The following is a 14,981-nucleotide window of genomic DNA, read 5'->3' as shown; positions in this document are numbered from 1 at the left end:
GAACAAGAATTAACGCTCCTTACCGAAACAAAAAAGGCCTCATCCGAGGCCTTTTCACTATCCACTCACAAATCCGAACGTGCTAATCCGAACCTGTTAATTCAAGTTAGCTCACTCGATTCAAAACCGCTCTTAACTTGAGTGGCTTCACTGGCTTAGCAATAAAGCTGAAGCTGTTGGCCTTTATCGCTGCCAGCATGTCATCGGTTCTATCAGCACTGATGATGACACCCTCAAAAGAATCTCCAAGACGCAAGCGACACTGTTGCAACACCTCAAGTCCCGTTCGACCATTATCGAGACGGTAATCCGAGAAAATCACATCCGGCTGCCAGTCGTCATCGAGACACTTCAAGCTTTCGACCAAATCAACCGCCGTCTTAACCTCACAGCCCCAACGTCCAATCAAGTTTTCCATACCAACTAAGATTTCTCGTTCATTGTCGACACACAGTATTTTCAGATGCTCGATGTCGCTGGTCGCCATTGGCGCCGAAGCTTGCACAACCGGAGCCACCTGCTCTGCTCTCGCTAAGGTGATGGAAAAGACGCTGCCTTGCCCTGGCCATGAACGCATCGATATTTGATGACCGAGAACATGGGCAATACCTTTCGAGATCGCTAACCCTAACCCCAAACCTTGATCAGCACGGACTTGGCTACCACGCGTAAACTCTTCGAAGATCTCTTGTTGCTTGTCTTCATCGATACCGGTTCCGTTATCCCACACATCAATTCGAACCTGACCATTCACTCGTCTCGCACCGAGGACCACTTTTCCTTCAGGGTTATAGCGGAACGCATTAGTCAAAAAGTTCTGAATCACGCGTCTCAATAATTTAGGATCAGAATGAATAAACAGTGACGAAGGGATCATCTGGAATTGGATCTTCTGCTGCGTTGCTAAAGCACTAAATTCAGCATTCAAGTTGGTCAGAACATCATGCACGGCAATCGCGTGAATGTTGGTTTCTAATTTTCCTGACTCCAATCGAGAGATATCAAGCAGGTCGCCAATCAGGTCCTCAGCCGCACCCAACGCACTTTCGATATGAGAAGAAAGCTGCTTCTCCTCTTGTTCTTTCGCCACCTCAGACAGCGACGAAGCAAATAGACGCGCGGCATTGAGCGGCTGCATCAAATCGTGACTTACCGCCGCAAGAAAACGACTCTTAGATTGAGATTCTTGGTCAGAGATTTGAGTGGCTTTAACTAAGCGTTGGTTGAGCTTTTCGAGCTCTTGAGTTCGCTCATGCACTCTCGATTCCAAACTTTCGTTGGCATCTTTTAGCGCTTGCTCTGCTTGTCTGAATACCGTGATATCGGTAAAGCTCATAACAAACCCACCACTCGGCATTGGATTACCCTGCACCTCAATCACTCGGCCATCAGGACGAATACGAGATGAGGTGTGTCGTGTGCCTTGCTCAAGGTGATAAACACGACGTCGAACGTGATCTTCTGGGTCACCCGGACCACACAAACCTTGTTGGGCATTGTGGCGAATCACATCTGAAATAGGTCGGCCGACTTGAATCAAGCCAACAGGGAATTCAAACAGTTCTAAGTAACGTTGATTCCACGCCACCAGCCTCATTTGTTTGTCTATTACTGCAATGCCTTGTCCTATGTGTTCAATCGCACCTTGCAGTAAACCACGGCTGAAATCATACAGTTCCGAGGCTTCATCAACGATAGTCGCCACTTCCTCAAGCTGCATATTTCTGCCCTGCAAAGCCGAAGTGAGTACTAACTTAGCGGAAGAGGCACCGAACACCCCTGCAAGTACGCGCTCTGCGTGTCGAATCAAACTTGCGGGCGCTTGTTGATTGGGAAGCAGCGGTTGTCCGTGTTGTTGCCAATAGCTGTGTAAGGCACTTTTCGCTCGCTTACGACCTACAAAACGCGAGGCGAGCATCTCTAATTCAGCCACCGTAACTCGATTCTGATAAAGACTGATGTTTTCATTTTCAGGCAGAGGCGTACCAACGAATGCCGCTGATTGTAAGCGCTCACTTAGGCTTGGTCGTGTCGTCATCGAGACCACCACATAACACAGGGTATTGAGTAAGATACTCATCACGATACCCCAGTTTGAACTGCTGACATCCCAACTATTAAGCAGCTCTGGCGGCGTAATAATCCACAGCAGTAAATTACTGTCGCTATCGCCCGCCAACATACTGGTTTGGCTCATCAGGGTGATCAGCCAAATCACTGAGCCGACCAATAAGCCAACATAAACACCCTTTCTATTGCCAAGACGCCAATACAAACCACCGATCAAGGCGGGGGCAAACTGTGCAATCGCCGCAAAGGAGAGAAAGCCGATCGCCGACAGAGAATGAATGGTATCGAGCGCCTGATAAAATGCCCAAGCACCCAGCAGCAGTAATAGGATCAGTCCACGACGAATCACCAATAACAAACCAGAAAAATGTTTATGCGTTCTTTGCGTCAAGCGCATACGGCGCAGCAACAGTGGCATCACCAGATCATTCGATACCATGATCGCCAATGCAATGGTCGAGACAATCACCATGCCACTCGCCGCCGAGGTGCCACCAAGAAAAGCCAGTAAAGCAATATGATTGGCCCCTTCTGCCATCGGTACGCTGATCACATAGGTATCCGCCGGCATACCCGTAAGTAATCCCTGACCAGCCCACGCAATCGGTAGAACAAACAGCCCCATTAGAATGAGATAAAGAGGAAATAACCAACGAGCGGTGTGTAAATCCTGAGGTCGTTCGTTTTCTACGACCATGGTGTGAAACTGACGCGGCAAACAGACAATCGCCAACATCGTGAGAATGGTGTGAATCACTAACGTGGGAATATTAGGCGATTCATAAGTGGAAGCCGCGACATCAAGCAAGTCGATTTTATCGCTGCTCATTGCGAGGTAAATGATAAACAGACCAACAATCAAGAAGGCGGCCAGCTTAACAATCGACTCAAACGCCACCGCCATCATCATGCCACGGTGATGCTCCGTGTTGTCGATATGACGGGTACCAAACAGCATCGTAAAGATCGCTAATGCACCGACCACAAACCAAGAGACGTGATAATTCTGATATCCAAAATCTTCCGCGAGATCGGGCGCCACAATCTCCAAGCCCATAGTGATACCACGCAACTGTAGCGCGATATAAGGAAGAATACCGACCACGGCAATCACAGTGACGGCAACAGCCAAGCCCTGAGATTTTCCATAACGAGCTGCGATAAAATCGGCAATAGAGGTGATGTGTTCACGCTTCGCGATGAGGATCAGCCGAGCTAAGATCCGCCACCCCAACGTGAAAACCAAAATAGGGGCAAGATAAATGGGTAAGAATGACCAAGGATTGTTACTGGCCTGCCCGACCGTTCCATAGAAGGTCCAAGAGGTACAATACACCGCAATAGAAAGGCTATATATCCATGGACGCCAGCGTGATAGCCAACGAACTTGCCTGTCTCCATACCACGCGATCAGAAATAACACGCCCAAGTAAGCTAAAGAGACTGGAATTACTACCCATCCTTGCATTGAAAACCCTTTTTTCATCCATAAAAAAACCTCTCCATAAGGGAGAGGTTTCATTTAACTAGGGAAGTGCGTTTAACTCAATCGCATCGCTTAAATTCTGTGCTTTGGGCTTTAATTCTGAGCATCAGATTGAGCTGAGGCAGTTTGATTGACTTCAACGACTGAACTTCTTTCATCCAGTTTAATGAACAATGCCAATCCACCCATCGCAGCCATCCCCCAGAAAATATTCGCACCCCAAAGCTCATAGCCCCAACCACTTAAGGTCGTCATTAGCGCGATAAAGGCACCCAGTGGGATTGCGTTGTACAGAGCTTGCAGGGCAACCATCTTGTTCTGTTCTTCAGATTGGATGTATTGAATCGCAGCGATGTGCGCCATGGCGAATGTCACGCCGTGAAGCAATTGCACAAGAATCAAAGCCGCGATCGCGGTGGTCGATGCGGTTATACCCCAGCGAGCCATCACACCTAATGCTGCTATCACGAACAGAGTACGTAACGTGATTCCAGAAAACAGTCGCTTGCTCAAAGCAAACACAGCCACTTCTGCGACAACACCTAGACTCCACAAGTAACCAATAATCGCTTCAGAGTGACCCGCCTCTTTCCAATAAATCGCACTAAAGCTGTAATAAGCTGCATGGCTACCTTGCAGCAGCGCCATCAAGGCTAAAAACTTAACCACTGACGACTCTCTTAGTAACTCACCTAATTTTGGTCGTACTGCCTGTTGCTCGGAGTGTGTCACCGGCATCACGTTAGGGTTTCTCATCGCCAACACTAATGACATCAGCACACCAGCAAACGCCGTATACAAAATCATGTCAGTCCCGAATTGCGCGACCAAATAACCAACCACAGTCGAACCGGCAATAAAGGCAATCGAACCCCATAAACGAGTACGTCCGTAGTCGAGCATATTAAGACGGCTGTAGTGGTTAGCCATTGCATCCGAAAGTGGAATGATTGGCCCATAACAGAGGTTAAACAAAACCGTTGCCAGCAACATCAATATGAAGCTGCCGCCAGTGAAGAAATGGAAGCCAACAAACAGCAGTGCCGCGAAACTCAAGCAACGCAAAGCCGGCATTAAATGCTCAACTTTATGGATACGTGGCGTAATCACGAGGTTAGCAACACAGCGCGTCGCAAAACCAATACCAATTAAGACACCAATGTCACCCGCAGAAACGCCTTGGTCTTCAAACCACAGCGCCCAGAATGGCAAATAAACGCCATAAGCAAAAAAGAAACCAAGAAAATACTGGGATATCCAGCCATAAGGGGAAGGACTAAACATAGGCGACCTATAAAAATGTGCAGAAAAAGGCAGAACCAATTATGCCTACGTCGTATACGATGAAAAAGGGAATTATTGAGGAGATAGCATTCCTGTATTCAATGAATATCGATATCCCATTTAACTGAGGTATCCGGCGCTCACCAACACCCACGATCGCATTTAGACTAAAGTCGTCTGGAGCTTCGCTAGTAATTTGTCAGACTGAAAAGAGACTCCTACTTCTTTCGATGCTTATGCCTGATAAATTTAATATGCAGCACCCGCCCTTCGATAGCCTGTCCGACACGGAGCAGTTAACACTGCGCTCTTCATTGGATGTGGTTTATTACCGAGCACACGAGGTGATATTGGAGGCAGACCGCCCAAGTCGCCATCTGCATATTCTGATTAAAGGCGCTGTTGAAGAGCGCGCGAGCAGCGATGGAGAGATCTACGCACACTATGCCAATGACGATATATTCGATGTACGCAGTCAGTTTGAGCCTCACACCAAACACCAATATATCGCGCTTGAAGATACGTTAAGTTATCTACTGCCAACCGATATCTTTCTCGATCTTTACCACGCCAATGGCCAGTTTGCCGCTTACTTTGATAGCAACCTTTCGACACGAAAAGCGCTGATAGAAGCCGCTCAACAGCAACAGAATCTTGCCGAGTTCATACTGACCAAAGTGGACGAGTCGATCTATCACCCGCCACTGATACTGGAACCCGGCCAACCTATCAACCAAGTTACTCAAACCCTTAAAGAACAAGGGTTGGACTCGGCCTTGGTTCATTTAGAACATGATGATCCAAAAGCTTTTGGATCATCATGTTCCTTTCCGTATGGAATCGTCACAAGAACCAATTTATTGCACGCGGTGATGCTCGATAATCATCCGCTCGATACCGCGGTTGGCGAGATAGCAACGTTCCCGGTACTGCACGTTAATCAAGGGGACTTCTTGTTTAACGCCATGATCACCATGACCCGAAATCGCGTAAAAAGGCTGATGGTTTGTGATGGTCCAAATGCTGTTGGTATGGTGGATATGACGCAGATTTTGAGTGCATTCTCTACTCATTCTCACGTTCTTACTTTGCGTATTGCGCGAGCCACCAGCATTGAAGAGCTGGCATTAGCCTCCAATAAACAACGTCAACTGGTCGAAAGCCTACTCAGCAACGGCATTCGCACACGCTTCATCATGGAGCTAATTTCAGCCGTTAATGAACAGATCATAGAGAAGGCTTTTGAGTTGGTTATTCCATCAGCATTGCAGAACCACTGCTGCCTGATCGTATTAGGGTCTGAAGGTCGCGGAGAGCAAATCCTTAAAACCGATCAAGATAATGCGCTGATTATTCAGGATGGCTTGGAGTGGCACCAATGCCAAAGTGCAATGAACGACCTAACTCATACATTGCAGCAATTAGGCTACCCACTCTGCCCGGGCAACGTGATGGTCAACAACCCGAAATGGGTTCACTCACAACAAGAGTGGAAACAAACGCTCACCCGTTGGGTAAAAAAAGCAACGCCAGACACCGTGATGGATATTGCTATCATGGCGGATGCACATGCCGTTGCGGGTAACAGAGAACTATTAAATCCGGTTAAGCAGCACCTGAGTGATTTGATGCTAGGACAAGAATTGATTCTGACTGAATTCTGCCGCCCTGCTCTTAACTTTTCAGTTCCCCTCACCCTGTTTGGTAATGTAAAAAAATCCAAGTCAGGGCTCGATATCAAACAAGGTGGTATTTTCCCGATTGTGCACGGCGTGAGAGCACTTTGCCTTGAGCATGGTGTCACGGTGAACAACACCTTTGAACGTATTGAACAGCTGGTTAGCAAGAAGGTGTTAGAGCAAAGTACCGCGGACAACCTCAATGAAGCACTCAAACAGTTCTTTAAATGGCGTTTGGCGCAAAGGCTTTCTCAGCAACACAGCAGCAATAAAATCGACGTCAAACTGATGGAACGGGCTGACCGAGACTTACTTCGTCATAGCCTACATGTGGTCAAGAAATTCAAGCAATGGCTTGGCTACCATTATCAGATAAGAGATTAGACGACTGAACGATGAATAGGTTGGTTCGCTATTACTGGCATCACAAACTCAAAGGCTCTCTTTATCAGCCTCTGTTTGCGGCGCCTGTTGATCACGAATACGTATCTCTTGATTGTGAAACCACCAGCCTCGATCCCAATCAGGCCGAATTGGTCACCATTGCCGCGACTAAGATCATCGGTAACCGAATCATTACCAGCCAGCCTTTTGAAGTTCGGCTGCGTGCTCCTCAATCTCTCGATGGCAATTCAATCAAAATTCATCGCATTCGCCATCAAGATCTAAAACACGGTATTGAAGAAAAACAGGCCTTAATCGAACTGCTCGACTTCATTGGTAATCGTCCTTTAGTCGGTTATCACATCCGCTATGACAAGAAAATTCTCGACCGCGCCTGTTTAAAACAACTCGGATTCCCACTGCCTAACCGATTAGTCGAAGTGAGCCTGCTCTATCAAGACAAACTCGAAAGGCAGCTTCCCAATGCCTACTTCGATCTCAGTATGGACGCCATCTGCCGCCAGCTGGATTTGCCTATCCCAGTAAATAAACATGATGCATTACAAGATGCTATCTCCGCTGCGCTGATCTTTGTTCGCCTTAAACACGGTGATTTACCTCGTTTCAACTCTTCTTATTCTTAATTCAACCATTGCCTTTCTACATAGAGAGCAATATCGCAAAAATGAACTTAACTCGCTATTTTGTAAGTGAAAAGCGCCGTCTCATCCTAAAGTCTAATTGTGGAAATCGCCGTCCTAGCCGAGAGTGATAGCACAACGACGGTCCTGTAATAGACTTAGAAACTGAACACAAAGGAAGTTGCCAGTTCATTAAGAATGTAGGCACAAGGAGAGATGCAATGAGTGAAGCCCACGTTTATCCGGTAAAAGAAAGTATTAAATCAACCACACACGCGGATAATGACACTTACCTAGCCATGTACCAACAATCTGTTTCTGACCCTGAAGGCTTTTGGGGTGAACACGGAAAAATCGTTGATTGGATTAAGCCTTTCACACAAGTAAAAAATACCTCTTTCGACCCTGGCCACATTGATATTCGCTGGTTTGAAGATGGCACGCTTAACGTTTCGGCTAACTGTATCGACCGCCACCTTGCTGAGCGCGGTGATGAAGTCGCTATCATCTGGGAAGGCGATGACCCTGCTGATGATAAAACCCTAACCTTTAACGAACTGCACAAAGAAGTGTGCCTGTTTTCAAATGCTCTGAAAGAGCAAGGCGTACGTAAAGGTGATGTGGTTTGTTTATACATGCCAATGGTTCCAGAAGCTGCAGTTGCGATGCTGGCATGTACCCGTATCGGTGCGGTTCACACAGTGGTATTCGGTGGTTTCTCACCTGAAGCACTGTCTGGTCGTATTATCGATTCAAACTCTAAAGTCGTTATCACTGCCGATGAAGGCGTGCGTGGCGGCCGCGCTGTTCCACTGAAGAAGAATGTCGATGAAGCACTCACTAACCCTGAAGTGAAGAACATCGAGAAGGTTGTGGTATTCAAACGCACTGGCGGTGATGTTGCTTGGCACGAACACCGTGATGTGTGGTGGCATGATGCTATCGCAAACGTATCAGCTGATTGCCCACCTGAAGAGATGAATGCGGAAGATCCACTATTCATTCTTTATACATCAGGCTCAACAGGCAAACCTAAGGGTGTAATGCACACCACAGGTGGTTACCTTGTTTATGCAGCCATGACCTTCAAATACGTATTCGATTACCAAGAAGGCGAAACCTTCTGGTGTACTGCGGATGTGGGTTGGATTACCGGTCACACTTACCTTGTATACGGGCCGCTAGCTAATGGTGCAAAAACCATTCTGTTTGAAGGCGTGCCGAATTACCCGAACACAAGCCGCATGAGTGAAGTGGTCGATAAGCATCAAGTTAATATTCTTTATACTGCACCAACGGCGATTCGTGCCCTAATGGCAAAAGGCAATGAAGCGGTTGAAGGGACTTCTCGTGACAGCCTAAGAGTCATGGGCTCGGTAGGTGAACCTATCAACCCTGAAGCGTGGGAGTGGTACTACAAAACGATTGGTAATGAGCAGTCTCCGATTGTCGATACATGGTGGCAAACAGAAACAGGCGGCATCTTAATCGCACCACTACCGGGCGCAACCGACCTAAAACCGGGTTCAGCAACTCGTCCCTTCTTCGGTGTGCAACCCGCGCTTGTCGACAACATGGGCAACATCATTGAAGGCGCGACTGACGGAAACCTAGTGATTCTTGACTCTTGGCCGGGCCAAATGCGTACCGTTCACGGCGATCATGACCGTTTTGAGCAGACTTACTTCTCTACCTTTAAAGGCATGTACTTTACCAGTGATGGCGCTCGTCGTGATGAAGACGGTTACTACTGGATTACGGGTCGTGTGGATGACGTGCTTAACGTGTCAGGTCACCGTATGGGTACCGCTGAGATTGAATCGGCGCTAGTGGCGTTCGATAAGATTGCAGAGGCAGCGATTGTGGGCATTCCTCATGATATTAAAGGCCAAGCAATTTACGCTTACATCACACTAAATGATAGTGAATTCCCAACCGCAGAGCTTCATAAAGAAGTGAAAGACTGGGTACGTAAAGAGATTGGCCCAATCGCAACACCAGATGTACTGCATTGGACAGACTCTCTGCCAAAAACTCGTTCAGGTAAAATCATGCGTCGTATCCTACGTAAGATTGCCACAGGCGATACTGGCAACCTAGGCGATACGTCGACACTGGCCGACCCGAGCGTGGTCGATAAGCTGATTGCTGAGAAAGCAGAATTGGCATAAGCAACTCGTCACATTAGCTAATCACTGTTTAAAACAGCCATTAATAAACCGTCACCTATGTGGCGGTTTTTTTATGGCCGATCTTGATCTCAAATATCTTCGATAAAATTAAGGCAATCGCGGTTTTTTGTTAAGTTGATAACAATTCCATGCCGTACTTATAGGAGATTAGACCAGTAAATTGCTGCGATTTGCGCTGAATTAGCTATAATCTGGTTCTAATTTTTAAATTTGGGTTTTTCTTACTGGAAATTAACCCCAAATTTTCAATAAAATGGCAACATTCACATTCGTAAACACGATAAAGGAAGATAGCCCCACAATGTCTACAAAGTTTCGCATTCTAGTTTTAAATGGCCCAAACCTTAACCTGTTAGGCCTTAGAGAGCCTGCACACTACGGTTCTCAAACACTTGACCAGATTATTAGCTCTTTGACCGAGCAAGCGAAAACACAAGATGTTGAGCTGTCTCACTTACAGTCAAATCGTGAGTATGAACTGATTGAAGCTATCCATAGTGCTTATCAAAATGTTGATTTTATTATTATCAACCCAGCGGCCTTTACACATACCAGTGTGGCGTTGCGTGATGCACTACTTGGTGTTGCTATCCCATTTATTGAGGTTCATCTATCGAATGTTCACGCACGTGAACCATTCCGTCACCACTCTTACCTATCTGATAAAGCAGAAGGTGTGATTTGTGGCTTAGGTGCCCAAGGTTATCAATTTGCTTTGACGGCTGCGCTCAACAAGCTCAACGCAAAGTAAATAAAAACAACGAACTATTACTAACCTACTCAGTCAAAGAGTAAGTTCAATCAACAGATAAAGAGAAAGAAACAATGGATATTCGCAAAATCAAAAAGCTAATCGAATTGGTTGAAGAGTCTGGCATTTCTGAGCTAGAGATCTCTGAAGGTGAAGAGTCAGTACGAATCAGTCGTAACAGCCCTGTATCTGCAGCGCCTATTCAATATGCAGCGGCTCCAGCTCCTGTAGCGGCAGCAGCACCTGCGGCGGCACCTGTAGCAGCGGAAGCAGCAGCTCCTGCGGTTCCAGCTGGTCACCAAGTTCTTTCTCCAATGGTTGGTACTTTCTACGGCGCTCCAAGCCCAGATGCAAAACCATTCGTTAAAGTTGGTCAATCTGTAACTGCTGGCGAAACTCTATGTATCGTTGAAGCAATGAAAATGATGAACCAAATCGAAGCTGATAAGTCTGGTGTTGTAACAGCAATCCTAGTTGAAGACGGTCAACCAGTAGAATTCGACCAAGCTCTAGTAATTATCGAATAATAGAGAGCACTTATTATGTTAGATAAATTAGTAATCGCGAACCGTGGTGAAATTGCACTGCGTATTCTGCGAGCATGTAAAGAGCTTGGCATCAAAACGGTAGCGGTTCACTCAACTGCTGACCGTGATCTTAAGCACGTACTTCTTGCTGACGAAACCATTTGTATTGGTCCAGCTCGCGGTATCGATAGCTACCTGAACATCCCTCGTATCATCAGCGCAGCTGAAGTTACTGGTGCAGTCGCTATTCACCCAGGCTACGGCTTCCTATCTGAAAATGCAGACTTTGCAGAACAGGTAGAGCGCAGTGGTTTTATCTTCGTTGGCCCTAAAGCTGAAACCATTCGCATGATGGGTGACAAAGTGTCAGCTATCACGTCAATGAAAAAAGCTGGCGTACCTTGTGTACCAGGTTCTGACGGTCCTCTTGATGACGATGAAGTAAAAAACAAAGCGCACGCTAAGCGCATTGGCTTCCCTGTAATCATCAAGGCATCTGGCGGCGGCGGCGGTCGTGGTATGCGTGTTGTTCGTACTGAAAAAGAACTAACAGAAGCTATCGCGATGACGCGTGCTGAAGCAAAAGCATGTTTCAATAACGACATGGTTTACATGGAAAAATTCCTAGAAAACCCACGTCACATTGAAGTACAAGTGCTTGCAGATGGCCAAGGCAATGCTATCCACCTAGGTGAGCGTGACTGTTCAATGCAGCGTCGTCACCAAAAAGTTGTGGAAGAAGCGCCAGCACCAGGTATCACTGAAGAAATGCGTAAATACATCGGCGACCGTTGTACTCGTGCATGTCTTGAGATTGGTTACCGCGGCGCAGGTACATTTGAATTCCTATACGAGAACGGTGAGTTCTACTTCATCGAAATGAACACTCGTATCCAGGTTGAGCACACGATTACTGAAATGGTAACGGGTATCGACCTAGTGAAAGAGCAACTTCGCATTGCTGCTGGTCAGCCTCTATCATTCACACAGGATGATATCAAGCTGCGCGGCCACTCAATCGAATGTCGTATCAATGCTGAAGATCCAGTTCGCTTCCTACCTTCACCAGGTAAGATTGAACGTTTCCATGCACCAGGCGGCATGGGTGTTCGTTGGGAATCTCATATCTACACTGGCTACACAGTGCCACCGCATTACGATTCAATGATCGGCAAGCTGATCACTTACGGTGAGAACCGTGACGTAGCGATTGCACGTATGAAGAACGCACTAGCAGAAATGATTGTTGAAGGTATCAACGTCAATACTGAGCTGCAATTAGCGATTATGAACGACGAAAACTTCCAACACGGTGGTGCAAACATCCACTACCTTGAGAAGAAGCTTGGTCTGCAATAGAAGCTTGGTCTGCAACAGAAGCTAGCCTTCCGTAATACGTTCTCTGTAGAACAGTAATAAATGCTCACTTCGGTGGGCATTTTTGTTTTTAAACACTCGCAAAAATCAATCGATAATCCCTCTTATAATCCGCGGTGTTTTGGTGAATTTGCTCATATTTTCTGCTAGACTCCCCATCCAATTTTTCTCATATAGAAGATGCAGCCATGCCTTGGATTCAAATCAAGCTTAATGCGACCAATGAAAATGCCGAACAAATCGGCGACATGTTAATGGAAGAGACTGGTGCTCTTTCTGTAACTTTCCTGGATGCACAAGATACCCCTGTATTTGAGCCTCTGCCGGGTGAAACTCGCCTTTGGGGTGATACTGACATTCTCGCGCTATACGACGCTGAGATTGATACTGGTGTCGTTCTAGCGCAGATTAAAGCAAGCAACATGTTCCCTGCAGACTTTGCTCATAAAATCGAGCAGATTGAAGACAAGGACTGGGAACGTGAATGGATGGATAACTTCCACCCAATGAAGTTTGGTGAGCGTCTTTGGATCTGTCCGAGCTGGCGTGATATCCCAGAACCTGACGCTGTGAACGTCATGTTAGACCCTGGTCTTGCATTTGGTACTGGTACTCACCCAACAACGGCATTGTGTCTTGAGTGGCTTGAAGGCTTAGACCTTACAGGCAAAACCGTGATCGATTTCGGTTGTGGTTCAGGCATTCTTGCGATCGCTGCGATCAAACTTGGCGCTGAAAAAGTTATCGGGATCGACATTGATCCTCAAGCTCTGCTTGCTTCAAAAGACAACGCACAACGCAATGGTGTTGCTGAGCAGCTAGAGGTGTTCCTACCTCAAGATCAACCTGAAGGTCTGATTGCTGACGTTGTTGTTGCTAACATTCTTGCAGGTCCATTACGCGACCTTTCAGGCATCATCAAAGGCCTAATTAAGCCAACTGGCGTGCTTGCGATGTCGGGTGTTTTGGATACACAAGCAGAAGATGTTGCGACTTATTATCGTGATGAGCTTCACATTGATCCAATCATTGAACAACAAGAATGGTGTCGAATCTCTGGTCGCAAGCAAGGCTAGACAAGACTTTGGGCGCTAATTGACTGAATTTTAAGCAAATTACAAAAACAAATTGTAAATGCTCAAATATTAGTCTTTTCACGCAGCGAAAAAATGCGTAAAATGCGCGCCCTTGCTGGTACAGAACTGTGATGACATTTTTTGAAAATCGGAAATTATCAACTTAAGAACAATCTAATCGTCGCTCCTATGGCTGGCGTAACGGATAGACCATTCCGTGAGTTGTGTCTTCGTTACGGTGCGGGGATGGCAGTCAGTGAAATGATGTCCTCCAATCCGAAAGTTTGGAAAACGTCAAAGTCTCAGCAGCGTATGGTACATGAAGGCGAATCGGGCATTCGTTCAGTACAAATCGCTGGTGCAGATCCACAGCTTATGGCCGAGGCTGCTCAATTCAATGTTGCTAACGGTGCGCAAATCATCGATATCAATATGGGTTGTCCAGCCAAAAAAGTGAATAAGAAGCTTGCGGGCTCAGCCCTACTTCAGCATCCAGAACTCATTGAAGATATTCTGAAGGCTGTAGTAAATGCTGTCGACGTTCCAGTAACGTTGAAAACGCGCACAGGCTGGGATACAGACAATAGAAACTGTGTCCAAATCGCTAAAATAGCCGAAGACTGCGGCATACAAGCTCTTGCCCTTCACGGGAGAACTCGCGCTTGTATGTACAAAGGTGAGGCAGAATACAAACACATTAAAGCAGCAAAACAAGCAGTATCTATTCCGGTTATCGCTAACGGTGATATCGATAGCCCGGAAAAAGCTAAGTTTGTGCTGGAGTACACTGGCGCTGATGCTTTAATGATAGGTCGACCTGCCCAAGGACGCCCTTGGATTTTTAACGAAATCCTACACTATTTGGAAAACGGCACCACGATGGACCCGCTCCCGACTTCGGAAGTGAAAGACATCATGCTTGGCCATGTTAACGCTCTACATGAATTTTATGGCGAGTTTTTAGGCCCCCGTATTGCTCGTAAGCATGTGGGTTGGTATCTAAAAGAACATGAACAAGCGAGTGAGTTTCGCCGTACCTTCAACGCATTCGAAGCAGGTGATCTGCAGCTTGAAGCGCTAGAAGGTTTTTTTGATAACGTTGCACCATAATTACGAGAAGAGCTAGACCGAATATGTTCGAACAAAATCTGACTTCAGAAGCATTGACAGTAACTACAGTTACATCACAAGACCAAATCACGCAGAAGCCTCTACGTGACTCAGTTAAAGCATCATTGAAAAATTACCTTGCTCAATTAAACGGTCAAGAAGTCAGCGAGTTATACGAATTAGTATTAGCTGAAGTTGAACAGCCACTACTAGACACTATCATGCAGTACACTCGCGGTAACCAAACTCGCGCAGCAACCATGATGGGTATTAACCGCGGTACTCTTCGCAAGAAACTTAAAAAATACGGCATGAACTAATCGTTCTTTCGTAATTAATTGAATTGAAAGCCAAGCTCATTTATTGAGTTTGGCTTTTTTTTGCCTATTGATTATGTCGCTGAA

General features: G+C 46.4%; 11 protein-coding genes. 9 read left to right on the top strand and 2 right to left on the bottom strand.

Going from position 1 to position 14,981, the window contains the following annotated elements; genetic code table 11:
* Window positions 1-106: 106 nt before the first annotated feature.
* Window positions 107-3,538, bottom strand: coding sequence for a hybrid sensor histidine kinase/response regulator (locus BCT49_RS22900; RefSeq protein ID WP_102438517.1), 3,432 nt, complete (start codon window positions 3,536-3,538; stop codon window positions 107-109).
* A gap of 111 nt (window positions 3,539-3,649) precedes the next feature.
* Window positions 3,650-4,840 carry a 3-phenylpropionate MFS transporter gene (locus BCT49_RS22895; protein WP_102438433.1) on the bottom strand — a complete coding sequence of 397 codons (1,191 nt, stop codon included), beginning with the start codon at window positions 4,838-4,840 and terminating at the stop codon, window positions 3,650-3,652.
* A 230-nt stretch (window positions 4,841-5,070) separates the two neighbouring features.
* Between BCT49_RS22895 and BCT49_RS22890 the strand changes: the two genes are divergently transcribed.
* From BCT49_RS22890 to fis, 9 genes are all read left to right on the top strand, one after another.
* Window positions 5,071-6,903 carry a DUF294 nucleotidyltransferase-like domain-containing protein gene (locus BCT49_RS22890; protein WP_102438431.1) on the top strand — a complete coding sequence of 611 codons (1,833 nt, stop codon included), beginning with the start codon at window positions 5,071-5,073 and terminating at the stop codon, window positions 6,901-6,903.
* Between the two features lie 11 nt (window positions 6,904-6,914).
* Window positions 6,915-7,547, top strand: a complete 633-nt coding sequence (locus BCT49_RS22885) for a 3'-5' exonuclease (RefSeq protein ID WP_102438429.1) — start codon at window positions 6,915-6,917, stop codon at window positions 7,545-7,547.
* 218 nt (window positions 7,548-7,765) lie between these two features.
* Complete coding sequence (acs, locus tag BCT49_RS22880) at window positions 7,766-9,715, top strand: acetate--CoA ligase (RefSeq protein ID WP_102438427.1); 1,950 nt, start codon at window positions 7,766-7,768, stop codon at window positions 9,713-9,715.
* Between the two features lie 322 nt (window positions 9,716-10,037).
* The gene (aroQ, locus tag BCT49_RS22875) at window positions 10,038-10,487 is read left to right on the top strand and encodes a type II 3-dehydroquinate dehydratase (RefSeq protein WP_004729735.1); all 450 of its coding nucleotides are present in this window, start codon (window positions 10,038-10,040) and stop codon (window positions 10,485-10,487) included.
* Window positions 10,488-10,561: 74 nt separating this feature from the next.
* The gene (gene accB / locus BCT49_RS22870; protein WP_004729736.1) at window positions 10,562-11,014 is read left to right on the top strand and encodes an acetyl-CoA carboxylase biotin carboxyl carrier protein; all 453 of its coding nucleotides are present in this window, start codon (window positions 10,562-10,564) and stop codon (window positions 11,012-11,014) included.
* A 15-nt stretch (window positions 11,015-11,029) separates the two neighbouring features.
* A complete protein-coding gene (gene accC / locus BCT49_RS22865; RefSeq protein WP_065104157.1) occupies window positions 11,030-12,373 on the top strand; it encodes an acetyl-CoA carboxylase biotin carboxylase subunit in 1,344 nt (447 codons plus the stop codon).
* A gap of 206 nt (window positions 12,374-12,579) precedes the next feature.
* Window positions 12,580-13,467 carry a 50S ribosomal protein L11 methyltransferase gene (prmA, locus tag BCT49_RS22860; RefSeq protein ID WP_102438425.1) on the top strand — a complete coding sequence of 296 codons (888 nt, stop codon included), beginning with the start codon at window positions 12,580-12,582 and terminating at the stop codon, window positions 13,465-13,467.
* A 141-nt stretch (window positions 13,468-13,608) separates the two neighbouring features.
* Window positions 13,609-14,577, top strand: coding sequence for a tRNA dihydrouridine synthase DusB (gene dusB / locus BCT49_RS22855; protein WP_017104592.1), 969 nt, complete (start codon window positions 13,609-13,611; stop codon window positions 14,575-14,577).
* 23 nt (window positions 14,578-14,600) lie between these two features.
* Window positions 14,601-14,897: a DNA-binding transcriptional regulator Fis gene (gene fis / locus BCT49_RS22850; RefSeq protein ID WP_004729744.1), complete on the top strand. Its 297-nt coding sequence runs from the start codon at window positions 14,601-14,603 to the stop codon at window positions 14,895-14,897.
* Window positions 14,898-14,981 lie beyond the last annotated feature (84 nt).

The organism is Vibrio lentus (genome assembly GCF_002875945.1).
Classification (GTDB): domain Bacteria; phylum Pseudomonadota; class Gammaproteobacteria; order Enterobacterales; family Vibrionaceae; genus Vibrio; species Vibrio apostichopi.
Note: the sequence above shows the minus strand (reverse complement) of the source record. Positions and strands in the feature narration are given on the sequence as shown.